This window comes from Aeromonas sp. S13(2024), assembly GCF_041402405.1.
Taxonomy (GTDB): domain Bacteria; phylum Pseudomonadota; class Gammaproteobacteria; order Enterobacterales; family Aeromonadaceae; genus Aeromonas; species Aeromonas veronii.
The window spans coordinates 299,382-323,606 of the sequence record NZ_JBGLRA010000003.1 but is presented as its reverse complement, the minus strand read 5'-3'; the positions used below and the strand labels follow the sequence as shown (position 1 = coordinate 323,606).

The 24,225-nt window shown below is 59.6% G+C and carries 20 protein-coding genes, 1 tRNA gene and 1 pseudogene; 7 read left to right on the top strand and 15 right to left on the bottom strand.

Annotated features, from left to right (window positions below; genetic code table 11):
- The first annotated feature begins 66 nt into the window (after nt 1–66).
- The 3 genes from ACB042_RS07150 to ACB042_RS07140 all read left to right on the top strand — a co-directional run bounded on the left by ACB042_RS07150 (nt 67) and on the right by ACB042_RS07140 (nt 6,771).
- A complete protein-coding gene (locus ACB042_RS07150) occupies nt 67–1,116 on the top strand; it encodes an efflux RND transporter periplasmic adaptor subunit (protein WP_040065810.1) in 1,050 nt (349 codons plus the stop codon).
- The gene (locus ACB042_RS07145) at nt 1,116–4,232 is read left to right on the top strand and encodes an efflux RND transporter permease subunit (RefSeq protein WP_371178138.1); all 3,117 of its coding nucleotides are present in this window, start codon (nt 1,116–1,118) and stop codon (nt 4,230–4,232) included. Before ACB042_RS07150 ends, ACB042_RS07145 begins: the two co-directional genes overlap by 1 nt.
- Before the next feature lie 175 nt (nt 4,233–4,407).
- A complete protein-coding gene (locus ACB042_RS07140) occupies nt 4,408–6,771 on the top strand; it encodes a YgiQ family radical SAM protein (protein WP_371178137.1) in 2,364 nt (787 codons plus the stop codon).
- Nucleotides 6,772–6,898: 127 nt separating this feature from the next.
- On the opposite strand, the gene ACB042_RS07135 is transcribed toward ACB042_RS07140, so the two are convergent.
- The 3 genes from ACB042_RS07135 to ACB042_RS07125 all read right to left on the bottom strand — a co-directional run bounded on the left by ACB042_RS07135 (nt 6,899) and on the right by ACB042_RS07125 (nt 10,379).
- Nucleotides 6,899–7,708, bottom strand: coding sequence for a GIY-YIG nuclease family protein (locus ACB042_RS07135; protein WP_371178136.1), 810 nt, complete (start codon nt 7,706–7,708; stop codon nt 6,899–6,901).
- Between the two features lie 322 nt (nt 7,709–8,030).
- On the bottom strand, nt 8,031–8,507 hold the full coding sequence (locus tag ACB042_RS07130) for a hypothetical protein (protein WP_236301740.1): 477 nt from the start codon (nt 8,505–8,507) through the stop codon (nt 8,031–8,033).
- 372 nt (nt 8,508–8,879) lie between these two features.
- On the bottom strand, nt 8,880–10,379 hold the full coding sequence (locus tag ACB042_RS07125; protein ID WP_371178135.1) for a histidine-type phosphatase: 1,500 nt from the start codon (nt 10,377–10,379) through the stop codon (nt 8,880–8,882).
- A 251-nt stretch (nt 10,380–10,630) separates the two neighbouring features.
- On the opposite strand from ACB042_RS07125, the gene ACB042_RS07120 reads away from it, so the two are divergent.
- The 3 genes from ACB042_RS07120 (at nt 10,631) to ACB042_RS07110 (ending at nt 13,110) form a co-directional block, all read left to right on the top strand.
- The gene (locus ACB042_RS07120; protein ID WP_371178134.1) at nt 10,631–11,581 is read left to right on the top strand and encodes a transposase; all 951 of its coding nucleotides are present in this window, start codon (nt 10,631–10,633) and stop codon (nt 11,579–11,581) included.
- A gap of 234 nt (nt 11,582–11,815) precedes the next feature.
- Nucleotides 11,816–12,067: a hypothetical protein gene (locus tag ACB042_RS07115; protein ID WP_371178133.1), complete on the top strand. Its 252-nt coding sequence runs from the start codon at nt 11,816–11,818 to the stop codon at nt 12,065–12,067.
- 128 nt (nt 12,068–12,195) lie between these two features.
- Nucleotides 12,196–13,110, top strand: a complete 915-nt coding sequence (locus ACB042_RS07110) for a Gfo/Idh/MocA family protein (protein WP_371178132.1) — start codon at nt 12,196–12,198, stop codon at nt 13,108–13,110.
- A 113-nt stretch (nt 13,111–13,223) separates the two neighbouring features.
- On the opposite strand, the gene ACB042_RS07105 is transcribed toward ACB042_RS07110, so the two are convergent.
- From ACB042_RS07105 to ACB042_RS07095, 3 genes are all read right to left on the bottom strand, one after another.
- Entirely contained in the window at nt 13,224–13,574 is a 351-nt protein-coding gene (locus ACB042_RS07105; protein ID WP_019446869.1) for a TusE/DsrC/DsvC family sulfur relay protein, read from the bottom strand.
- A 24-nt stretch (nt 13,575–13,598) separates the two neighbouring features.
- Nucleotides 13,599–15,764 (bottom strand): YccS family putative transporter, encoded by a 2,166-nt coding sequence (gene yccS / locus ACB042_RS07100; RefSeq protein ID WP_257697777.1) that lies wholly within the window; start codon nt 15,762–15,764, stop codon nt 13,599–13,601.
- Nucleotides 15,765–16,013: 249 nt separating this feature from the next.
- Entirely contained in the window at nt 16,014–16,670 is a 657-nt protein-coding gene (locus ACB042_RS07095; protein ID WP_005338308.1) for a Bax inhibitor-1/YccA family protein, read from the bottom strand.
- Nucleotides 16,671–16,878: 208 nt separating this feature from the next.
- Here ACB042_RS07095 and ACB042_RS07090 point away from each other — a divergent pair.
- A tRNA-Ser gene (locus ACB042_RS07090) sits at nt 16,879–16,966 on the top strand.
- 139 nt (nt 16,967–17,105) lie between these two features.
- Here the strand turns inward: ACB042_RS07090 and exeN are convergent.
- The 9 genes and pseudogenes from exeN to exeF all read right to left on the bottom strand — a co-directional run bounded on the left by exeN (nt 17,106) and on the right by exeF (nt 24,225).
- A complete protein-coding gene (gene exeN, locus ACB042_RS07085; protein WP_371178131.1) occupies nt 17,106–17,873 on the bottom strand; it encodes a GspN family type II secretion system protein ExeN in 768 nt (255 codons plus the stop codon).
- Complete coding sequence (gene exeM, locus ACB042_RS07080; RefSeq protein WP_371178130.1) at nt 17,870–18,361, bottom strand: GspM family type II secretion system protein ExeM; 492 nt, start codon at nt 18,359–18,361, stop codon at nt 17,870–17,872. Before exeM ends, exeN begins: the two co-directional genes overlap by 4 nt.
- The gene (gene exeL / locus ACB042_RS07075; RefSeq protein ID WP_371178129.1) at nt 18,358–19,542 is read right to left on the bottom strand and encodes a GspL family type II secretion system protein ExeL; all 1,185 of its coding nucleotides are present in this window, start codon (nt 19,540–19,542) and stop codon (nt 18,358–18,360) included. The genes exeM and exeL overlap by 4 nt, the downstream gene beginning before the upstream one ends.
- Nucleotides 19,543–19,664: 122 nt before the next feature.
- Nucleotides 19,665–20,666, bottom strand: a complete 1,002-nt coding sequence (gene exeK, locus ACB042_RS07070; protein ID WP_371178128.1) for a GspK family T2SS minor pseudopilin variant ExeK — start codon at nt 20,664–20,666, stop codon at nt 19,665–19,667.
- Between the two features lie 112 nt (nt 20,667–20,778).
- Nucleotides 20,779–21,426, bottom strand: a pseudogene (gspJ, locus tag ACB042_RS07065) (type II secretion system minor pseudopilin GspJ); the annotation flags it as partial.
- The gene (gene exeI / locus ACB042_RS07060; protein ID WP_005338301.1) at nt 21,423–21,782 is read right to left on the bottom strand and encodes a GspI family T2SS minor pseudopilin variant ExeI; all 360 of its coding nucleotides are present in this window, start codon (nt 21,780–21,782) and stop codon (nt 21,423–21,425) included. The pseudogene gspJ and the gene exeI, both read right to left, overlap by 4 nt.
- 82 nt (nt 21,783–21,864) lie before the next feature.
- Nucleotides 21,865–22,437 (bottom strand): GspH family T2SS minor pseudopilin variant ExeH, encoded by a 573-nt coding sequence (gene exeH, locus ACB042_RS07055; protein ID WP_236367994.1) that lies wholly within the window; start codon nt 22,435–22,437, stop codon nt 21,865–21,867.
- A gap of 38 nt (nt 22,438–22,475) precedes the next feature.
- Entirely contained in the window at nt 22,476–22,907 is a 432-nt protein-coding gene (exeG, locus tag ACB042_RS07050) for a GspG family T2SS major pseudopilin variant ExeG (RefSeq protein WP_005338297.1), read from the bottom strand.
- A gap of 97 nt (nt 22,908–23,004) precedes the next feature.
- The gene (gene exeF, locus ACB042_RS07045) at nt 23,005–24,225 is read right to left on the bottom strand and encodes a GspF family T2SS innner membrane protein variant ExeF (RefSeq protein ID WP_005338296.1); all 1,221 of its coding nucleotides are present in this window, start codon (nt 24,223–24,225) and stop codon (nt 23,005–23,007) included.

Here is a 24,225-nt window from a genome sequence, read left to right as displayed (position 1 = left end):
CGGCATAGTCTGGGGCTAAAATGGCCCCAATCTGGATTTACCCTCTCACTCTTCATGGACTGTTCGATGAAAATGCGTATCTGGCTCGGCTTGGGCCTTCTTCTAATCGTGGTTGCCGGCGTCTGGGCGCTGCGTCACAGCGAACCCGCCGCCAAAGCACCGACCAGACAGGTCAATATCCGCACTCAAACCGTCAAGCAGAGCCTGGCCGAGCCGACCCTCAAGCTGGTGGGCAAGCTGGCAGCCAATCGCTCTGTCATCATCAGCCCCGAAGTGACCGGTCGCATCGTCAAGATTGCGGTGCAATCTGGTCAGAGCGTGGCGAAGGGGGAGACCCTGATCGCGCTCGATGCGGGCAAGCAGCAGGCTGAGCTGGCCGAGCAGAGCGCCAGTCTGCGCGACGAGAACCGCAAGCTGGGGGATATGCGCAAGCTGGTGGCCCGTGGCGCCGTGACCCAATCCGAGCTGGAGGGGCAGGAGGCCACCGTGGCCCAGGTGCAGGCCCGCCTCGATGCCGCCCGCTACGAGCTCTCCCTGCGTACCTTGCAGGCGCCCTTTGCCGGTACCGTGAGCCTGATTGATCTGAGCGAAGGGGCGCTGGTCAACAGCGGCGATACCCTGCTGCATCTCGATGAACTGGACAAACTGCGCCTCGATCTGGCGGTGCCGGAGCGTTACCTCTCCCTGCTGCGACCGGGCATGGCGGTCACCGCCACCAGTACCGCCTGGCCGGATCAGCAATTCAACGGCACCTTGACCACCCTCGACAGCCGCGTCTCCAACGATACCCAGAACATCAAGGCGCGGGTGATGATCCCCAATGGCAATGGCCAGTTGCGCCCGGGCATGTTGCTCAATGTGGAGCTGGCACTGCCGGCCCAGCAGCTCACCCTGATCCCCGCCCAGTCGGTGGAGTATGCCGGTGAGCAGCGCTTTGTTTACCGTCTTGAGGCCGATGGCCGGGTCAAGCGGGTGCCTGTAGTGCTCGGCGAGACCGAAGGGGAGACCGTCTGGGTCACCGAGGGGCTGAAGGTCGGCGATCGCATCGTGGTCGAGGGGCTGGTCAATCTGCGTGATGGGGTGCAGGTGCGTGATCTGGCCGAGGTAAACGGCTGATGTGGCTCTCCGATATCTCAGTACGTCGCCCGCTGGTGGCGGTGGTGCTCAGCGCCCTGCTCACCGTGTTTGGTCTGGTCGCCTTCAGCAAATTGACGGTGCGGGAGATGCCCGATGTGCAGATCCCGTCGGTCTCCATCACCACCACCTATGAGGGGGCCGCCCCCTCGGTGATGGAGAGTCAGGTCACCAAGCCCATCGAGGATCAGCTCTCCGGCATCAGCGGTATCAAGAACATCAACTCCATGACCCGCAAGGGGCGCTCGATGATCACCGTCGAGTTCAAGCTCGGCTGGAACATGGTGGAGGGGATCTCCGATGTGCGCGATGCCCTCTCCCGCGCGCGGCCCCGGCTGCCCGATGATGTGGACGAGCCGCTGGTGACCAAGGACAGCGGCAACGGTGATGTGGCGATCTGGCTCAACTTCAGCAGCAGCCAGATGGATCGCACCGCCATGACCGACTACGCCAACCGCGTGCTGGTCGACCCCCTGAGTCTGGTGGACGGGGTGAGCGAAGTGGCGCTCTCCGGCGATCTCACCCAGGTGATGTATGTGCGGCTGCGCCCGGCCGACATGGCGGCCCGTGGCATCACGGTGAGCGATGTGGAAGAGGCCCTCAAGCGGGAGAACATCGAACTGCCGGGTGGCGAGATCCGCAACAACTCCATGACCATGGCGGTGCAGATCGCCCGTCTCTACCACACAGCGGAAGATTTCCAGCAGCTGCAAGTCACCACAGCCGCCAACGGCCAGAGCGTCTATCTGGCCGATATCGCCGACGTGGAGGTGGGAGCCAAGAACGAAGACAGCGCCTATCAGCGCAACGGCAAAGAGAGTCTGGGTATCGGCATCGTCGCCCAGTCCACCGCCAACCCGCTGGCAGTGGCACAGGGGATCGAGAAGAAACTCGGCGAGATGCAGCGCTTCCTGCCGGAGGGGGCCAAGCTCGAGGTGGATTACGACTCCACCATCTTTATCAAGCAGGCCATCGACGAGGTGTACGAGACCCTGGCCATCTGCGCCGTGTTGGTGGTGGCGGTGCTCTATCTGTTCCTCGGGCAGGGGCGCACCACGCTCATTCCAGCCATTACGGTGCCGGTGTCGCTCATCTCTGCCTTTATCGGTGCCTGGTATTTCGGCTTTTCCATCAACCTCATCACCTTGCTGGCCCTGATCCTTGCCATCGGCTTGGTGGTGGATGACGCCATCGTGGTGGTGGAGAACATCCACCACCATCTGCAGCGGGGGGAACCGCCCCTGCTGGCCGCCTGGCACGGCACCCGCGAGGTGGGCTTTGCGGTCATCGCCACCACCGCCGTGCTGGTGATGGTGTTCGTCCCCATCGCCTTTATGGATGGCATGGTGGGGCGGCTCTTTACCGAGTTTGCGATTCTGCTCTCGCTCGCGGTGCTCTGCTCCTCGCTGGTGGCGCTGACCCTGACCCCGGCCATGGGCTCCTGGCTGATGCGCCCGCTGGATAAACCGAACTGGCTCACCGCAGGGCTCGATCGCGGGCTGGGCTGGCTGGAGGGGCACTATCGCCACCTGCTGGCGTGGGTGCTGCGTCGCTCCCGCTGGACGCCGCTGGTGCTGCTGCTCTGTCTGGGTGGTATCGGTGCCCTCTTTACCCAACTGCCGACCAGCCTTACCCCGACCGAGGATCGCGGCGTTATCTATGTCTTCGTCAAGGGGGCGGAGGGGACCAGCATCGAGCGGATGAAGCGCAACATGCAGCAGGTGGAGTCCGCCATCATGCCGATGCTGGGCAAAGGGGTGGTGCAGGCGCTGAGCTTCAGCACCCCCGCCTTTGGCCGTGGCGGCGATCAGACCGGTATGGTGATCATCCAGCTCACCGACTGGGCGGAGCGCGACGTCACCGCCACCGAGTTCTCCCGCTCGCTGGGTGCCAAGCTCTCCGGCATTCCCGATGTGATGATCCGCACCTTCCAGCCCGGTTTCCGAGGCGGCTCCACCGCACCGGTGCAGTTCGTGCTGCAGGGTAACGACTATGCCGAGCTCTACCAGCAAGGGTTGGCGCTGCAACAGGCGGCGCAGGGCAGCGGCCTGATGCTGAGCCCGGATCTCGACTACGCCGAGAAGACCCCCGAGCTGCAGGTGACCATCAATCGCGACAGCGCCAGCCAGCTCGGCATTCCGGTCTCCACCGTGGCCAACAGCTTGCAGACCTTGCTGGGCGGGGCGAGCAAGACCACCTATGTGGACAGGGGCGAGGAGTATGACGTCTACCTGCGCGGCAACCAGACCGAGTTCAACGGCATCTCGGATCTCGGTCGCATCTACCTGAAGGCGGCCAACGGCGAGATGGTCAGTCTCTCCACTCTGGCCACCGTCAAGCAGGTGGCGACCGCCAACCGCCTCAACCACTACCAGCGGCAAAAAGCGATCACCCTGACCGCCGATGTGCACCCGGATCACACCCTGGGTGAGGCCCTCGATTTCCTCGATGGCTGGGCCAACGCCAACCTGCCCACCGGCATGACGGTGGATTACGCCGGTGACTCCAAGGATTACCGCGACAATCAGGGGGAGATGGTGCTGGTCTTTGGCCTCGCCCTGCTGGTGGTCTATCTGGTGTTGGTGGCCCAGTTCGAGAGCACCCTGACCCCGGCGGTGGTGATGGTGACGGTGCCACTCGGCATCTTCGGTGGTCTGCTCGGCCTCTGGCTGACGGGGCAGGAGATGAGCATCTACAGCCAGATCGGCATGATCATGCTGATCGGCATGGTGACCAAGAACGGCATCCTCATCGTCGAGTTCATCAACCAGCTGCGCCAGCGGGGCGAAGGGTTCGACGAGGCGATCATCGCCGGTTCGGTGCGCCGCTTGCGCCCTATCCTGATGACTTCGCTGACCGCCATTATCGGCGCTGTGCCGCTGATGCTCTCCATGGGGGCAGGCTACGAGAGCCGGATGGCGGTGGGGACTGTGGTCTTCTTCGGATTGTCGCTGGCAACCCTGGTTACCCTGCTGGTGGTGCCCGCCATCTACCATCTGATCGCCCGTCACGCCGGCATGACAGGGGCGCGGGATCAGCAGGTAGACGAAGCACTGGCCGCCAAGGGGGCAGGGGAGTCGCACCCTCCGGCGCTCTGACCTCAATCCTGACGGAGGCCAGTAAATCAGCCTCCATCATCACAAGGGCGCCTGCGGGCGCCCTTGCTATTGCGGGCGGCGGCCTATTCCGCGGGATCTATAGGGACAAAAAGCCATCGCTCCCCTTGGTCGCAACCGGTATAATGCGCGACCCGAATTGTTCCAGGTGGTTAAAATGCAGCCGGTTACCAACCTTTTCTCCTATCCCCGCTATTGGGCCGAGTGCTACGGCACGGCGCCCTTCCTGCCCATGTCCCGCAAAGAGATGGACAAGCTGGGTTGGGACAGCTGCGACGTCATTCTGGTGACGGGGGATGCCTATGTGGATCACCCGAGTTTCGGTATGGCGGTCATCGGCCGCATGCTCGAAGCGCAGGGCTTTCGGGTCGGCATCATCGCCCAGCCGGACTGGTCATCGAAGGATGACTTTATGCGTCTGGGCAAACCGAACCTCTTCTTCGGAGTGACCGCGGGCAACATGGACTCCATGATCAACCGCTACACCTCCGACAAAAAGCTGCGCCACGACGACGCCTACACCCCGGGGGATGTGGGCGGCAAGCGGCCGGATCGCGCCACCCTGGTCTATACCCAGCGCTGCAAGGAGGCCTTCAAGGAGGTCCCCGTCGTCATCGGCGGCATCGAGGCTTCCCTGCGCCGTATCGCCCACTACGACTACTGGTCCGAGACCATCCGCCGCTCCATCCTGCTCGATGCCAAAGCCGATATCCTCATCTACGGCAACGCCGAGCGGCCGCTGGTGGAAGTGGCTCACCGCATCGCAGCGGGGGAGACCATCGACACCATGCAGGATATTCGCGGCACCGCCGTCATCCGCAAGGAGCCGCTGCCGGGCTGGAAAGGGGTGGATTCGAGCAAGCTCGACCAGATTGGCCGCATCGATCCCATCATGAATCCTTATATGGAAGGGGCACCCTGCTCGGACGACGCCACCGAAGCGGCTCCTGCCGCGCAGGAAGCTCAGCCTGTGCTGGTGCAGCCGGCCAAACCCAAGCCGTGGGAAAAAACCTATGTGAAGCTGCCGGCGTTCGAGCGGGTGAAAGAGGACAAGGTGCTCTACGCCCACGCCTCGCGCATTCTGCACCACGAGACCAACCCCGGCTGTGCCCGCGCCCTGTCGCAGGCTCACGGCGATCGCATCGTCTGGGTCAACCCGCCCGCCTTCCCGCTGGAAACCGAGGAGATGGACGGCGTATTCGGCCTGCCCTACCAGCGGGTGCCGCACCCCGCCTATGGCAACGAGAAGATCCCCGCCTTCGAGATGATCAAGACCTCGGTCAACATCATGCGCGGCTGCTTTGGCGGCTGCTCCTTCTGCTCTATCACCGAGCACGAAGGGCGCATCATCCAGAGCCGCTCGGAAGAGTCGATCCTCAAAGAAATCGAAGATATCCGCGACAAGGTGCCGGGCTTTACCGGCGTCATCTCGGATCTCGGCGGCCCCACCGCCAACATGTACAAGCTGCGCTGCAAGAGCCCCAAGGCCGAGCAGACCTGCCGTCGCGCCTCCTGTGTCTGGCCTACCATCTGCCCGCACATGGACACCGACCACAGCCCGACCATCAACCTCTATCGCAAGGCGCGCGACCTCAAGGGGATCAAGAAGATTCTGATCGCCTCCGGCGTGCGTTACGACATCGCGGTCGAAGATCCCCGCTATATCAAGGAGCTGGCCAAGTACCACGTCGGCGGCTACCTCAAGATCGCGCCGGAACACACCGAGGAGGGGCCGCTCTCCAAGATGATGAAGCCGGGCATGGGCAGCTACTACCAGTTCAAGGAGCTGTTCGACAAATACTCCAAAGAGGCGGGCAAGCAGCAGTACCTGATCCCCTACTTCATCTCCGCCCACCCGGGCACCACAGACGAAGACATGGTCAATCTGGCGCTCTGGGTCAAAGAGAACCGCTTCAAGCTCGATCAGGTGCAGAACTTCTACCCGTCGCCGCTCGCCAACGCCACCACCATGTATTACACGGAGAAAAACCCGTTAAACAAGGTGAGCCGTACCGGTGGTGATGTGTTTGTTGCCAAGGGCGAGCGCCGTCGCCGCCTGCACAAGGCGCTGCTGCGCTACCACGATCCGGCAGGCTGGCCGATGATCCGCGAAGCCCTGCTCGCCATGGGCAAGGGCCACCTGATTGGCAACGGCCCCGGCTGTCTGGTGCCAGCGGAAGGTCGCAACGAACGCGCCGCCAGCGGCAAGGGGATGAAACCGGCCCTGACCCGTCACAGCAACATCAGTCACCAGCGTGGCAATGGCACAGGCAACAAGCCGACGGGCGGCAAACCGGTGGGTTCCCAGCTGCACAAAGGGGCGGCTAATGGCAAACCGGCCGCACAGGGCGAAGGCAAGAGTGCGGGCCAGAATGCTGGTAATAGCAAACCGACTGGCAAACCCGCCCATAAGAGTAAAACCCCGACTCGCGCGGGTTCTGCCAAGCCGGGAGCCAAACCCGCCGCTCAAGGCGGCAAGCCTGCGGCTAAAGGCAATGGTGCCAAGCGACCGGCTCGTTAATATTCCTGATTGGGAAAGTGATGGAATAAAAAAGGCGACCGGATGGTCGCCTTTGTCTATTTCGGGCTTTGATTTTTATATTATGGATTAGTGCCAGAGGCCAAATACATATATTTTTCTTAGGTGTTTAGTTTTTATTGTAACCAAAAGTATTGGTTTGCAGTGCTCTTTTCCAGTATTGCTCTCTATTTCTAATTGTTTCGTCGTCTGTTCTCATTGATCGAAATTCTAGTATTGAAAACTGGAAGTTTTTACGTGCATGCTCGACACCATGGGTATTAATAAGTTTTGTTAATTCCTCATTCCCTCCATGACCTGTACTGATATAAGAAGTCCACCTTGACCAAATACCTGTGTCGCCATAAGCTGAACCCACGTACATCTTTCCATTACTTTTATCTACTATCAAATAAACACCTTTTACCTTCTCAAGAGCAGCTTTCCAGTCTGATTTATTTTGCTTGAATATAGTTTCAAGTTGCGAAAATCCATGCTCAATATTTTCGTATCCACAGAATGCTTCCCCTTCAAATTTCTTATCGAACAATTGTGATACTGTTAATTCATGGAAATGATTTTCTAGATAAAATGCTCTGCCTCTTACACCTGGACCTGGATAATGAATAAGGAGACGGCCAATGTATTCTTTATGAAGGTCACACAGTTGAACTTTATATGATTCAGAGTCGCGATGAGTTACTTCAAAAATCCCACCAAAGAGCCATTTATCTGACTGATGATAATATCTAATCAAACTGAATATGAATTTTCTACTAAAGTCATTTCGACTACCTCGCCAACTATTCCACCCCTTCCATTCATCTGGATCTCGAACATAAACATCCAATGGTTGCTCTTCACCATTCCAAACTGCAAAATGAATTTTGTACTCAGTTAGGTTATCAATGGGAAGTATTTTACTGGTAGGAATATCCATTAGCGCTCCGGAAAATAAATATATTTATAATGCGCATATGCACTTAATATTTACAACTGCAGATTTAAGTGTCGTATATTTCTCTTGTGTACTGAATTTTATTGAGGAAGACAATCGGTTGAGATTATTTTACTAGGGGTGGCTTAAGGTTAACCAATTTCTAGCTACTGAATTTAAATTATATTTTCCAATTTAGTGATAGCAATAATTATATCATTGCATTATGTAATCTTGTTAGTGTTGAAAATTTCGCCATCTACATATAAGCTATGTATTACTCTCGACAAAACAATGGAAATTATTGCTTTTAGATGAACCTGAATTATATGGCATTTCTTTCTATTGTAATTTCCTTCTGTTTTTCGTTATAAATTTTGGTGAACCCTTTTGCGGAAAATAAAGCTTTAAAGCTTTTATCATACGTCATCACTTCAACATTACTTTTCCTCATAAACTCCCTAATTATATGATTAGTTCCTTCCATAGATATAGGATAAAAAGTTCTCCAGTCATTATTGCATGCTTGAGCAAACTTCACTAACGTACCATTTATATATAGAGGGTCATGGGAACTAGAAACTCCATTTTTATCTTTACAACCATCTATATCTACATATTGAATGTAAATATTTAACATGCCATCACGAGACTTTTCCAAAGTAGCGATAAGACCATCATTTATGGAGTCTCGAATTATATACATACCATTTTTTGCTAGATACCACTCATTTTGCTCATCAATAATGCTTGCTTGAGAAAAGAAAGACAAAAGAAGTGTGGATAGTATTATTTTATTCATTATTCACCTTTTGATTAGAGTTTGAAAAATAAGGTAAATTTGGGACATCTACATTTTTAATGTGAAGCGTAACGCCACCAAATCCCACGCTACCGCCCGTGGATTACAGCTTCCAATATGCTCCCCTGATCCGCGCTGGCAGCAACCCATCGCAGCTCAACGGGTTCTGGATGGCTATGGTAAGCCAAACGAAACTGCTTGGGCGAGCCTTTCAGTGGCTCAACTATCAGAAATTAATCGTTTTTTGAACTGGATCAGCAAATGGCGCCAAAGGCTGCATGTGTAGCCATGTTGGTTACTGGCGGGAAGGGGAGTAGAACGGAGCGACCAGCTGGTCGCCCCTGGTGATTGCCATATCCGGCGTGCGAAGGGTTAGCCGTTATAGCCGTAGCAGCGCTTGAGCTCCTCGAAGTCGTAGTAGTGGCTGCCGCTCCGGTAGGGCTGGCAGCCCGTTTTAAAGGCGATCTCCTTTTCGTTGTAGAGCATCTTGACCAGCACCTGCCGCTGCCCGTTCTGGTAGATATCCCACTGAATATTGGCGGTATAGGGGGAGACCCAGCCGCCGCGCCACTCGTTGTTCTGCTGGCTGAACAGCTGATCCGCACTGGCCCCCTGACGGCTCCCTTCCAGCTTCATCAGGGCGGCGAGGGGGATAATGGCTTCGGCGTGGGCAAAGCGCAGGGTGGCCCGTCGGCTCTGCTCGCCCTCCAACACCTGACGCTGCACCTCGCCAAACAGGCCGTCGAGCAGCGGCTGGGCAATGGCGTAGGGGGCGCTCTGGTTGGCAAAACTTGGCCCCTTCTCGTAGAAATCTTCCGCATCGGAGAGGTAGGAGAACCAGGCAGACTCCTCCGGGGTGAGGAACTGCTCCAGCGCCCAGGGTTCGCTGCCCTGTGCCTGCGCTTCGCGGATCATGCCGGGGCCGATGATAAAGAGGTTGTAGAGCATCAGGGCGGCATCCACTTCGTCGCGCACATAGGTCATGCCGCCATCCTCCGGGTTGACGGCGACAAACTCGACGCCGCCCGCCAGATAGTCGACAAAGCCCTTGCTGTAGATACGCTCCAGCATGCTGCGAGCCATCTCTTTGGTCTTGCTCAGGTTTTTAAGCTGATCCAGCGCCATGGCCAGCTCGGGGGCCGGAGCGATTGCGGCATCTTCGTCGCCGATAAAGCGCTGGTAGCTCTCATAGGCGGGCAGGTAGCGGGCGTAATCCCCCTCGGGCGTGGTCTTGTGGAAGTAAAGCTCGAACTTGTTGACCAGCTTTTTGTCGATCTTCGAGGGGTCATCCTGCGTGAGGTAGCACTGCGCCGAGTCGCTGACATAGCTCACGTTGCGCTTGAGACTCTCCATAAAGTAGAAGGCGCTTTCGTTGGCCCTGTCCTTGCCCGAGGTGACTACCTTGATGCAGTGGGGCTCGCTGCTGTTGAGCAGGGTCGGCAGCCGCGCCGCCAGCCGGGTGGCGAGATTGGCGTGCTCCTCCTTGCCCAGCGCCGAGAGCAGGCCATAACCCAGTTTCTGGTTGGCGGCCGTCACCAGATCGACCTTGCCTCCCAGCCCCTGCCCGAGGGTGGTGAGCGCCCCCTGACGCTGCGCCTCTTCCCAGACCAGCTTGGTCAGCACGTCATATTTCGGGCTGGAGAGGGAGCGCGAGCCGTGGCGCGCCACCATCTCGGTAAAGACCGGGCTGAACCCCTGGGGCGCTGGCTCGTAGCTCTCCGCCTGCTGCTGCGGGCTGTAGACCGCTTTGGTGCTGTATTGGTAGGCGGTTTTGCCCTGGCTGTCGGCAGACGATTCGTTCTCTGACTGGCAGCCGCCAAGCAAGACCAGCGAGACGGCCAAAGCCACATAAGAAGAGCGCGGGAAAGTCATGATGTTCCTTATCTATCCATATGAAAAATAAGTGAAAAACTCTATGGCTTGAAAATGACCGCTGGATGTCAGCCAGATGACAGGCTGATGACTTCTGATAAAGCAGTAAGCAAGGGGAGGGGCAGAGGATGGCTATAGGGAGGGCAATAGAGGCTCAACCAACCACTGGCTCCCTTTATTGGGACACCCACCTTTTTGACAGTGGCGTAGGGCTGCTCTTGACTCAAGAGGTCACCGTTGAGGGATGTGCCATGACCATTGCCCGTTCACGTCAAATCAGCTTGCAGGATACGCCTTACTACCATGTGGTCAGCCGCTGTGTGCGGCGAGCCTTTCTGTGTGGTGACGATGCCCATTCTGGCCAGAGTTATGAGCATCGGCGTCAGTGGGTGGTCGACAAGTTGGGGCAACTATCGCGGCTGTTTGCAATTGGCATTTGTGCTTATGCGGTGATGAGCAATCATTATCATCTGGTGCTCAAGGTGGAGCCCGATACCGCAGCCAACTGGAGTGAGCGGGAGGTGGCTGAGCGCTGGGCGGCGCTATTCCAGTGGCCGCATTTGGTCAGGCGCTGGTATCAGGGGGAGATGTTGATCGAGCCTGAGCTGGCTGTCGTGCAACAATTGCTGGCCCAATGGCGGGAGCGGCTTCACTCCATAAGTTGGTTTATTCGGCTACTCAATGAAAATCTGGCCCGTCAGGCCAAGCAGGAAGATGGTTGCAAGGGCCATTTCTGGGAGGGGCGCTTCAAGAGTCAGGCTTTGCTCACCGAATCCGCCTTGTTGGCCTGTATGGCGTATGTTGACCTCAATCCGATACGAGCTGCGTTGACCGATCGGCCAGAGCAGAGTGAATACACCAGTATCAAACAGCGCCTTGACGCGCCTGCTACTACTGAGGTTTTGCCACCACTTTTGCTGCCGTTTGCCCGCCAGGGTAAGCCTGAAGAGCTGCCTTATGCCTTCAGCGACTACCTGATGCTGGTTGATTGGACTGGTCGTGCTATTCGGCCCGACAAGCGGGGTCATATTCCGGCCCAATTTGGACCCATTCTGGAACGATTGGGGCTCGATGCTGTTCGCTGGTTGAAGCAGGTGACGCTGTTCAGGCGACAAGGGATCAGAGTGGTGGGAGACAGATATCAATGTCAGCAGTTTGCCCGCCACTGTGGCCAGCGACGATGCCATCAACCAAGGCTGTGATAGCTTTGTATCCACCCTGCTGATAGCTCCGGGTATTGCACATAGTCCAATAAATGGCTGTGCAGGGGCTGTTGCTTTCTAAACCTGACAATCTCTCCCACCAGCCTACTTTTGCAGGCATCAGCTCGGATACACACCCCTTATTGGGCCTGCAAGTAGCCTAATAGTGGCTTGCTCCAAAAGGTGGGCAAAAGGTGGGTGTCCCAATTTGATGTGGCTTGCTCAAAAAGGTGGGTGTCCCAATTTGATTCTGCGACGCTCCCCTGTTACACCTCGCTGCAAGCCTTTATGTCGGTCAATGACGTGGCGGCCTGCATTCCATCAGCTATCGCCGCCCTCGGGGATTTTCGCGTGCTGGAGCTGGCCGGAGCGCCGCAGCCGTTCGAGGTGGTGGTCGGCAGACACCGCAAAAGTCAGGGCAATCTCGCCATCGAGTGGCTGGCCGAGGTGATCAAGTCGGTCTGCGATCTTGCCATGCCGAGATAACATCGCCGTTTGCCGAGAGCTGCACACGCCAGCCAGTGCGCTAACGGCAGGCTGGATCTGCGGGACAAATCCTGCGATGGTGCGGGCAGTTATCCGCTTGTCCCGTTATCGAGTGAAAAGGAGTTGAGATGCGCATTGCCATGATTGGTCTGGGGGATATCGCCCAGAAAGCCTATCTGCCGCTGCTGGCGAGCGATGAGCGGGTTACCCCGCTGCTCTGCACCCGCAATCCATCGGTGCTGGAGAAGCTGGCCCGCCAGTATCGGGTCGCCGAGTGCTTTACCGATGTGGCGGCCATGCTGGCCAGCCGCCCCGATGCCGTGATGATCCACGCCGCCACCGCGGTGCATCGCGAGCTGGCCGAGCAGTGCCTGCGCGCAGGGATCCCCACCTTTGTCGACAAGCCCCTGTGCGACAATCTGGCCGAGGCAGAAGCGCTGGCCAACCTCGCCATCGCGCAAGATTGCGCCCTCTTTACCGGCTTTAACCGCCGCTATCTGCCCGCCATGGTCGAGGCGCGGGCCCAGCCGCTCACCGAGCTTAACTGGCAGAAACACCGCTTCGCCCTGCCGGGCAAGGCGCGGGATTTTCTGTTTGATGACTTTATCCATGTGCTCGACAGCCTCTGCTTCTATGGCGGCGTGCCGGACGGCGACTTTCATGCGGTATTGCGCCCGGATGCGAAGGACAACAGCCTGCTGGCCGGGGTCAGCGTCAGCTGGCAGAGCGGCGATCGCGCCATCAGCGGCAGCATGAACCGCAGCGCCGGGATCACCGAGGAGCGCATCGACGCCTACGGCGACAACCTCTCCCTGCACCTTGAGAACTGCACCCGCGGCAGCATCGCCCGCGACAAGCAGGCGCAGATGCTTAGCCCCAACGACTGGCAGCCGGTGCTGGCCCAGCGCGGCTTTGCCGCCATGCTGGCGCACTGGTATCAGCAGATTGAATCGGGCAAGGCGGATAGCGAGCTGATTACCTCCTACCTGCATGGCCACCGGCTGGCGGAGCAGTTGGTGGCGCTGGCTGACAAGCGGAGATAAGGCTGGCTGGAAGTCTGAGAGATATGAAGACGAGGTGCGCGAAGATAGCGCACCAAACACAACGGGGGGTCGCAGTTGCGGCCCCCCGTTGTTATGGGATGAGATGCATGGGATCAGATGCACTTCACCGGCTTGGGCAGGCCACCAATCTTGGTCGCCTGCTTGGCGGGCCCTTCCGGGAACAGCTTGTAGAGGTAGCGGCTGTTGCCCTTCTCGGGGCCGTACTGTTTTTCCATCGCCTTGACCAGCGCGCGGATGGCGGGGGAGGTGTTGAACTCCAGATAGAAGGCGCGCACAAAGCGCACCACTTCCCAGTGCGGCTCCTCAAGCGTGATCCCCTCCTGCGCAGCCAGCACCAGCGCCAGCTCCTCGCTCCAGTCGTTGCTGTTGAGCAGGTAGCCCTTGGCATCGGTCTCGATGAGTTGGCCGTTGAATTCCAGCTGATGTTTTTCGGACGCAGACATGAGGGCTCCTCGCTAATGGGGCTATCAGGATTGGGCGGGCATGGTAGCGCCTTGATCCCCGGTGAGCAACCGGCTCTCGTTGGCCAGATGCAGCAGCTGATCCGCCAGCTCGCTGATCAGGTTGAGCTGCTGGGTCAGCATCAGCTGCTCCTCGCTGCTGTCTGGGCTGCTGTCCGTGCAAAGAAGGGGGCACTGACCACCGATGGAGCTGGAGGGGTTGCCTGCCAGATGGCCGGCGGCTTGCTCCAGGGTGTGGCAGATATGGTGGCGCACCTCATCCAGCCCGCTGATGGCCTCCAGCTTGTCGCGATGGGCCCCCAGCGCCGAGATGTAGGAGAGCAGGGCGTGGTTGCGCCAGGTGAGGGTAAAGCAGAGATCGAGGAAGCGGCGGCGCTTTTGCGGCTCCACCAGCATGCTCTGCCAGGCGGTGGCCAGCTCGCTGTCCGCCAGATGGGCGCTCTTGCGCGCCACCCGATAGTCGATGGACTCGTCCCGCTGCTGCTTGAGGCTCGCCAGCACCGCCGAGAGGTAGCGGGCGTTGGCCGAGAGCGAGTTGGCGATCAGGGTCGGCAGCCGCTTGTACTGCCAGTCAGGCCAGAGCCAGGCTACCAGCCCGTAGGAGATCAGGCAGCCGAGCAAGGTATCGAGCAGCCGTGGCCCCAGAATGGCAAAGCCGATGCCATCGAGCAGGTTGAACGCCATCAGCACGTAGAGGGTGATAAAGCAGACCGCGGCGCTGTAGTTGTTGCGCACTTGGGTGAAGAAGAGGAAGGCGGCCAGCCCCATCACCACCAGCTGGACGTGCAGCTCGGGGAAGAGCCAGAGCACCGGAATGCCCACCAGTATGCCGGCGAAGGTGCCGAGCATCCGCTGCACCAGTCGGCGGCGGGTGGCGCTGTAGCTGGGCTGGCAGACAAACAGCACGGTCAGCAAAATCCAGTAGCCCTTTTCCAGATCAAAGGCTTGCAGTATGCCGTAGCCGATCACCAGCCCCAAGGAGAGGCGCAGCGCATGGCGAAACACCATGGAGTGCAAGGTGAGGTGCTGCTTGAGCTGGGTCAGCAGTGGCAGGCGGGGCGGCCGCGCCAGCGCTGGCAGCTCTTGCTCCGGCTGCTCGGGGTTTTGCAGCACTTCGGCGCTGCCGAGCAGCTGGTTGATGCTGGCCAGATTGCGGCGCAGGAACTTCATCGGCGTCAACAGGGTTTTCGGGTAGTGCTGCTTGAGATTGGTGAACTCCAGTTGATCGCCAAGGGCCTCCAGCGTCCAGTGGATGCGCTTGTTATGGGCATAGGGCTTGTGCACCAGAATGGCGTAACCGAGCCGCTGGCACGCCTCGGAGAGTTGCAGGAATACCTCCTGAAATCCTTCCAGTACGATGCCCTGCTTGAGCTCCGCTTCCAGCCGGCTGTAGGGATAGTGGCTGGAGGTGGCGCGCTCGTGTATTTCCAGCGCCAGCAGGTAGAGGCGCAGCAGGCTGGCAAGCTCGGGGCTGGCCGGATGACGGCGGCTCAGGCGGGCGTTGAGGGCCGACTTGGTGAGGGTTAGCGCGCTCACCAGATTGATGTTGAGCTGGGCCAGATTGTGGCGAATGGCCTGGGCGCCGTGCTCGTCCGCCGGGAAGAAGCGGGACTTTTCCAGCAGGTAGCGGCCAAGGGCGAAGTAGCTCTGGGCCAGTTGCTCGTGCAGGGTCTTGTAGGGCAGCAGCCAGAGCCAGATAAACGAGACCAGCCCGTACCAGAGGGCGCCAGCGCCGAGGGCCAGCGGCTGGTAGAAGAGATCCGGCGCCTTGGCGGCACCCAGCATGGTGTAGATGGCGATCAGCAGCGAGCCGAAGCTGATGGTGGCATAGCGGGCACCGAGCGCCCCCACCATCACGAAGATAAAGGTTGAGCTGGCGAGCCCAATGGCAAACAGCCAGGGAGTGGGGTAGAGATACTGCACACAGAGGGACGCGAACATGAAGCAGATGAGCGTCATGGCGAGGTTTTTAAGGCGTCCCCACAGGCTGTCGTCGGTTTCGGCGATAGCGCCCGCCACTACCCCGAGGGAGAGCAGCACGGTGAGCTGGATATTGCCGGTAGCCAGGGTGAAGGCGAGCAGACCGAGAATGGCCAGCAGCACCTTGAGAGCGAAGTAGATATGACTATCGGTCAGCAGTCGGCGTAACAAACCGGAGAATTCCATGGGCATGCTAGGCACCACCCTTGAGCGAAGCAAAATCGATGTGACTATCAATCAGCAGTCGGCGCAGCAGGCCAGAGAGATCCATCGGCATGAGACAGGTGAAACCCTTGATCGAAACGAGAGCGAGATAGTAACCCGCCAAGCGCGAAGTGGCCCTGATCCAAATCAGGGCCACTTCGCTTCATATCCTTGATTTACAACTTATCCTGACAAAAATCGGCGCCAATAAAAACCCCGCCGAAGCGGGGTTTCTGATTAGTTGCGGTTGCCGCCAAGCAGGCTCAGCAGGCTCAGGAAGATGTTGTAGATGGAAACATACAGAGTGACGGTGGCAGAGATGTAGTTGGTCTCGCCGCCGCGCACGATCTGCTGGGTAGTCAGCAGGATGGCCCCGGAGGAGAAGAGCATGAACATGGCGGACAGAGCCAGGCTCAGGGCGCTCATCTGCAGGAAGATGTTGGCAATCATGGCCACCAGCAGTACCCAGAAACCGACGAACAGCATGCCGCCGATGAAAGAGAGGTCACGCTTGGTGGTCAGGGCATAGGCCGACAGACCGAAGAAGGTGAGCGCGGTGCCGCCAAGGGCGGTCATCACGATCTCGCCACCACCATTGTTCATGTACATGTTGATGATGGGGCCCAGGCTATAGCCCAGCAGACCGGTCAGGGCGAAGGTGAAGACCAGCCCCATGCCGTTGTTGCGATTCTTCTCGGTCAGGAACATCAGACCGTAGACGCCGATCAGGAACACGGCCCAGTGCAGCGGCGGCATGTTCATCACGGTAGCGACCCCCGCCACCACGGCAGAGAAGCCCAGAGTGAGGGAGAGCAGCATATAGGTGTTACGCAGCACCTTGTTGGTATCGCGTACGGCACTTTGGGTGCCAGTGTAGATAGAACGGGTATCCATCTTGGGTGTCCTCTTGATGTCCGGGTGAGACGGCGAGCAGCCGCCTCGTGATCGCTGTTTGTTACTGCATGTTTACGCATTGTATGTAGAACAAATAGGGATGACGAGGAACAATTTCAAGCCACCTGCCATTTTGCTCCCGCACACTATCCCACAGGAAATATGTATTGCATATGAACAAGGGCTTAGCGTAGTATGCACGCCGTTCGGAGGGGTGGCAGAGCGGCTGAATGCACCGGTCTTGAAAACCGGCGATGGGCGACCATCCGTGGGTTCAAATCCCACCTCCTCCGCCATATTCAAAGAGAAAGCCCAAGCGATTCAATCGCTTGGGCTTTTTTGTATCTGCCGTATTTGGCATTTCAACGGACACGTCACATGGACGATATAAATGGCTCGGGTTGTCCCTGAGCCATTTTCACCTTGAATGATGGCTTAGATCCGCCCCTGATAGCGCAGGGGGAAGCGGCCCTGACTGTCAGGCTGGCCGAGGAAGGGGAGCCCCTGCTGCATCTGCTCTGGCAGGGCCGGGCCCGGTTTCAGGGTGCCCTGGAACAGGTATTGGCCATTGGGTTGCAGTTCGAGGCGACCCATGGTCTGCACCGCATCGGAGCCCTGCTTGAGTTCGGCCACCAGTTTGGAGTCGAGGCAGGTGAGTTTCAGCTCAGGATCGGCCAGATCCAGCTTGCCCGCCGGGGTATCTGCGCTGGCGTTGTACCAGTCGAGGTTGCCGTAGAGGTTGTCACACCAAGGGTTGCCCTGGGCAAATTGCTCCACTTTGAGCTGCAGCTGGCCGCTGACGGTGATCGGGATCGGCAGGCGCATCGGCACCCGGCTCAGCAACCAGGGGGCGGGGGCGTTGAGGGTCAGATCCCGGCCGAAAGCGGCGCCATTCCAGCCGACAACGCCCTGACCATTGAGTCCGTTGCGATCGCCAAAGCGAATGGCCACTTCGGGGGCGAAGCGCAGCAGCGACCAGCCGTTGAGATCCCAGCGCAGCTGGTTCACCGATTCGCTGGCATATTGCAGTCGGGCAATCTGGCCGTTCCAGAGGGTGCCGCTCACCCCTTCCAGTTTCAGCAGGTTGGCAATGTTGGCAGGCAGCGGCAGATGGCGAGCCACCAGTGCCGCGGGCAGGGTGGCCAGCAGAAATACCAGATAGGCGGCCAGAAACAGGCTGGCAATCAGGATGCGCTTTTTCATTGTGGACGACTCAACTGCAAACGTCTGACCTTGACCAGACCCGAGGCCAGATCCTCGCGGGCGATCTCGATGATTTGAACCTGAATGCCGTGCTGCTCCACCAGCGTGGAGAGCCAGAGCAGCAAGTCATCGAACTGGACTGTGTCGATCCACACTTGCAGCTCCTGCGCCTGGGGTTGCAGCCGGGCAATCTTGATCTTGTGGTTGAAGGCGGTGCGGTTGACCACCCCTTCCAGGGTGCCGCTGGTGTCGATCTGGCGACCCGAGCCCCCCTGCTTGGCCAGCACCTCTTCACCCTTCTCCTTGAGCCAGGCGAGGGTTTGCTGCTGGTTTTGCACCTGCCGCTCCCGCTCCGCGATGCGGTTGGCGATGGGCTGCCAGACGCTCCAGTAGAAGAGACCAACCAGCAGTAGAACGCCGCCTGCGGCCACCAGCCGCTGTTCCCGTGCTGTGATGCCGTGCCACCAGCTCTGCAATTTTTCCATCATGATGATTTACCCTTGAGCACCAGTGCGCCCTCTACCTTGCCCTCGGTGCTGCGCACCTCGCCTTGCTGTACCTCGAATTGCTTGCCAGCCAGCTCACGGAACCGCTCGATCTCGGCAAAGCCGGGAGCGGTCACCTGCAGCCTCAGCTCGCGGCGACTGGCATCAAAGCGCATCACCTGTGGTTTCAGACCGGGTACTTCGGCAAAGGTGGGGGCCAGCTCGGTGAGCATCAGCAGCACGCCGTTTTGCGGGGCCTGTCCCATCTGTTGCAGATGCTGGTTCATCTGGCTGCGCACGTTCACGATGCGGCTCTCACCCGGGAAGATGCGGGTATAGACGGCACGGATCTCCGCTTTCAGCGCCTTGTCCTGCTCGGTGAGCTGATAGAGCTGCACCCCGCGCTGGCCGAGGGCCACCAGCAGCAACAGGCCGGCGGTGATGGCTACCTTGCGCCACTGCAACCAGTAGCGGGCATATTCGGTCTGCGGCCGGTAGGGGCCGGTCAGCAGGTTGGCCCGGCAGGTGAGGGCCCCCTTGGTCAGCAGCAGCATGGGGAGTTCGGGCTCCGCCGCCTGCCAGTTGGCGGCGGCAATGGCGGGCACCGGGGTATGGCTGTGGATGGTGACCGGCTCGGCTTCGGTTGCCAGCAAGATAGCCAGCAGCGGCTCGTCGGCGACGATCCCCTGACAGGGGCCCTGGCGTACCAGCCACTCATTGCCGAGTTGCAGCGCAGACCAGCCATCAGCGGCCTGTGGCAGCGCCAGCACATCGGGCAGCAGGTGCTGGCTCTTGAGGCCAGCTGCATCGAGCCAGCCGAGCCACTCGGCCATCTTCTGCCGATCCACCGCCATCAGGTCGACCTGTTGCCCTTCGTGGGCCAGCACCACCAGATGGAGCTCGTCCACGTCGGAGGCGATCTGCTCCTCCAGCAGGTAGGGGAGGGCCGCCGCCGACTGGCGGTTGTAGCGACCCGGCAGGGTGACGCGCCGGAAGATCAGATCGCTGCCCGGCACCAGGGTGACCACGGGGCGGCCACCGGCTCGCTCCTGCAGCTCGCCCAGGGCATCGGCCGAGGGCAGGGTGCCGGAGGCGATGATCTCCTGCTCCTGACCGGACCAGACCAGCCAGGCTACGGGTTGTTGTTTATTGGTCCCCAGTCGGATGACCAGACTTTCGCTCACGCATCTCTCTCCTGCGATACCGGTTTGCAAAGGGCGTTGTGCGCCCTGGCAACCGGTGCGCAGCCCGCAGGCTGCATCCAACATCTCTCGTACCCGCGGGCGAGGGCCTGCAGGTGCGCTGTTTATTCGGCGCCGCGACTGAGGCGGCGCAGCATCACCAGTTTATTGTCCTTGCCCCGCTGGAACAGGGTTTCGAGCCAGGCCCGGTTGTCGCCGACCTCGGCCACGACTCGGGCTTCGAAGAAGTCGCTCTTGACCACCAGCGCCTCTTTCAGCCCTTTCACCGAATCGACCGGAGCGAGCATGTCCGTCATCAGCTTGCTCTCTTTCCACCCCTTCTGTGGCCGCTCGTTCAGCACCCGCTTGGCGTCATCCACCCCGATAGTGCCCAGATAGAGGGCGACCAGCAGCTCGGGGCGCTGGGGGGCAAGGGTATTGATATTGATCTTCAACTTGTCGTTGGGCAGGGTGCAGACGTAGGGTGCCAGTTTGGCATAGACCCTGGCCGTCACCCCGCGCACCGCCCTCAGCTCGTCCTTGCCCACCATCCACTGATTGGCGGTCAGGTAGGGTGGCTTGAGCCCCTCGTAATAGGCGTCCTCTGCGCCAAGGCTGGAGACCAGCACAGTATCCTTGTCGGTCCAGTCACGGATGGCGTCGGTGAGCTGGGCCGCCTCGTAATCATCCATCGCCAGCTGCTTGAGCAGTTCGCGAAACACCTGCACCGGATAGGGCTGCTGAGCCAGCTCCTCGCCGCTCCCCGCCTTGGAGGCCACGCTCAGGCTGTTGAGGTTGAAGCAGGATTGCAGGTCGGTCACCTCGCCCTTGAGCTGGCCATCGTCCACCGGAAATACAGTGTTCTTGCGGGCCCAGTTCTGGCTGAGGTTGACCACCTCGGGGTTGTCCTTGAAATCCTGCGTCAGCACCTTGCTCACCAGCGCTTCCGCCGAGAGGGCATACCACCACGCCTGTTTGCCTGTGGTGATGTTGGCGGTGCGGCGCAGCTCAAGCTGCAGGCGGCCGCTCATATTGCTGGCAATGATCACCATCACCGAGAGGATCAGCAGCACCACCAGCAGCGCCATGCCGCGCTGGCGACCGGGGGCGGCGAGATTAGCCCGCATTGGCGCCCCCTCCGTTCTGGCTGTCACCATTACCGCCATTGGTATTGCCGTTGCCGCCATTGTTCCCGTTATTGCTGTTGTTGCCGCCCCCCTGGTCGGGGTTGCTGCTCTGGCTGTTCTCTTCGGCGCGCTGGCCACCGGCACCAATCAGGAACTGACGGCGAATGGTGCCGTAATCTTCCAGATCCAGCTCCACCGCCAGCCCGTGGGGCAGCACGCTGCGCTGAGTCCACTCCTCTTTCCAGTTGCCCTTGTCGAAGAAGTAGAGGCGAAACGCCGTGACCCCCGTCAGCACCGGCTGGATGCGCGGCTCGGTGCCGATCACCGGATCCGGATAGAGGTAGCTCAGGCGCTCCAGCTTCTGATCCTTGAGACGCCAGCCGACCCGCTGCAGATGGGAGCGTGGCAGCATGCCGTCCGGGTTGAGCCAGCCGCTGCGCATAAAGGCCATGCCCCAGTCATCGCTCTGCTGGCCGAAACGGGAGGCCGCCAGCAGCACCTTGTTGTTCTCCCCCTCGATGCGACCGCTGCGCGGCACCATCTGGGTGATGTCTCGCTCCAGCAGGGTGAAGGCGAGCTGCAATTCGTTGAGGCGAGCCTCCTTGCGCTTGGCCACCTCGTCACTGGTGAGCACCCCCTGCAGCACCTGATAGGCGCCCATGCTGAGAGTGGCGAAGATGGCGATCGCCACCAGCATTTCGAGCAGGGTGAAACCGGCGTGACGGACGGGGCGAGGCGTGCGGGCGGATAGCTGGGTCATCGGCTGATATAGGTCCGCATCATGGCGACCGGGTTCTCGGCCTTGGCCTCGGTGCGCACTTCCATATCGAGCGCCCGGAAGTTGTTGTCGGCGGTGGCAACGCCGCGATAGCGCCAGTACCAGGTACTGCCCGCCATCTGCTCATCCCCTTCCACCCAGCTGTCGCCGGGCCACTTGTTTTCGAGCTTCTGTTGCACCAGCTGGTTCTCTACCACCCAGGTGGCGAGTGTCTTCTGCTCCAGATAGTTGAGGGCCGAGAGGTGTTCGCTGGCGGTTTTCATTACCGCCAGACCCGCTATGGCAAAGACTGCCAGCGCCACCATCACTTCGAGTAGTGTCATGCCACGTGCGTTCATCATGCCACCTGTTGAGGGTGTGGTTGGCACAGAAGTAGTGCCACCATCACACCTTTCTCAAATAACGTCATACCGCGGGCGTTCATTCGCTCACCTCTTCATCTTCATCGCCGGTGAGCAGGGTGAGGCGGCCGAACTCGTCCCCTTTGACGATGCGGGTGTAGCGGGCATCCTCATCCTGCTGGGTGAAGGTGAGCACGAACGGGCTCAGCTCGCCGCCCGGGAAAATAAGCAGTTGTGGCGTGCGCTCCTTCTCGTCGCGCTTCTGTTCGGTTTTCTCGTCGGGGTCGGGCTGCCAGCCGAAGCCTTCCAGCTCCAGTGCCAGCGTCATGTTCTCGGCCAGTTGCACCGGCCCCAGTTGCTTGTCGCCAGTCAGGGCCAGCCACTTGCGATCCTTGGCCTGACGCTGCATAAACTGCCAGCCGTTATCCTCGATGCGAATGCCTACCAGCCGACCATCCATCACCGCATACTCCTGCGCCAGCTGCAGCGTCGCCATCAGGCGACGCGCCTGCTTGTCCAGCTCCCGATCCCCTCTGGCGCCTCCCATACTGAGAGTGACGGCGGTGGCCACCAGTCCCATCAGCATGGCGACCAGCAGCACCTCCAGCAGAGTAAAGCCGGATTGGCGATGAAAGGAGAGAGAGCGCTTCATGCAGTCAGCTCACAAGGAGTGCGGTGGCGACATATCACTTATTGGAAATCCTTCAGGTTCCAGTTGCCGATGTCGTCATCGGTACCGGCTTCACCATCCAGACCCATGGAGAAGATGTCGATCTTGCCGAACTGGCCCGGGCTCAGCAGCTGGTACGGGTTGCCCCAGGGATCTTGCGGCAGGCGCTTGATGTAGCCGCCATCGCGGTAGCTGCGCGGCGCCGGATCGATAGAAGGCTTGGTCACCAGCGCGTCCAGACCCTGTTCTGTGGTCGGGTAGCGGTTGTTGTCCAGCTTGTACATGTCGAGGGCATTTTCCAGCGCCACGATATCTGAGACCGCTTTCTGCTGGTCAGCTTTCTCCTTGTTGCCCATCAGGTTGGGCACCACCAGACTGGCCAGAATGCCGAGGATCACGATGACCACCATGACTTCCAGCAGGGTAAAACCGGATTGACGACGTTTGTTCATGAGTTGCTCCGTAACGAATGAGATGGGATGGCCCATCAGAGAGTGATCACTGGGTGGGTTCGACGGGCCGCCAGCGGCGCCACCGAACGCCGGAAACTTACATATTCACCATATTGTTGAGCTCGAGGATCGGCTGCAGGATCGACATCACGATAAACAGCACCACCCCGGCCATGGAGACCACCAGCATGGGTTCGAACACCCCGAGGGCGATATTGACCTGGGATTCAAACTCCCGATCCTGGTTGTCTGCCGCCCGCTCCAGCATGCTGTCGAGCTCGCCGCTCTGCTCGCCGGAGGCGATCATGTGCAGCATCATGGGCGGGAAAATCTTGGTCTCGGTCAGCGACTTGCGCAGACTGGTCCCCTCGCGCACCCGTTCGGCGGCCTCAAGAATGCGCATTCTGGCAAAGTCGTTGGAGAGCACTTCGCCGGAGATCTTCATCCCCTCCAGCAGCGGCACCGCACTGGCGTTGAGGATGCTTAACGTGCGGGCGAAGCGGGCGGTGTTGAGACCGCGACTGACCCGGCCAATCACCGGCAGGCCGAGCAGCACCTGATGCCAGCGTCTTCGGCGCTTTTCATCGGTGAGCCACCAGCGCCAGACAAAGCTGCCAAGGAAGATCAGCAGCAGGAACCAGAGGCCGTAGGCCTGCATCAGTTCGCTGGTGCCGATGAGAAAACGGGTGGTGCCCGGCAGTTGCTGACCCATGTGTTCAAACTGGGCCACCACCTTGGGCACCACGGCGGTGAGCAGGATCGAGATAACCCCGATAGCGACACAGGTGAGCACGATGGGGTAGATCATCGCCTGCAGCAGCTTGGTGCGCATATGCTGGCGCTGCTCGGTGTAGTCGGCGAGGCGGTTGAGCACCTTCTCCAGATGGCCCGATTTTTCACCGGCCGCCACCATGGAGCGGAACAGCTGATCGAACACATGAGGAAAAGCCCCCAGCGAGTCGGCCAGCGAATAACCTTCCACTACCTTGCTGCGCACCGTCGCCACCAGAGAGCGCAAGTGGGCTTTTTCGCACTGCTCGGCCACCGCCTTGAGTGCCTCTTCGATGGTGAGACCGGCCCCCACCAGGGTGGCCAGCTGGCGAGTGATCAGGGCCAGCTCGGCAGTGCTGGCACCACGACGAAACAGGGCGAAGCGGGTCGCTTCCCGTTTCGCCTTCTCGGTGGTCTCGTTCACCTCAAGGGGGGTGAGCCCCTGTTCGCGCAGCAGCTGGCGCACCTGACGGGCCGAGTCGCCCTCCATCACACCGCTCTTGCTGCGCCCCTTGTTGTCGAGGGCCTTGTATTCGAATGCCGCCAT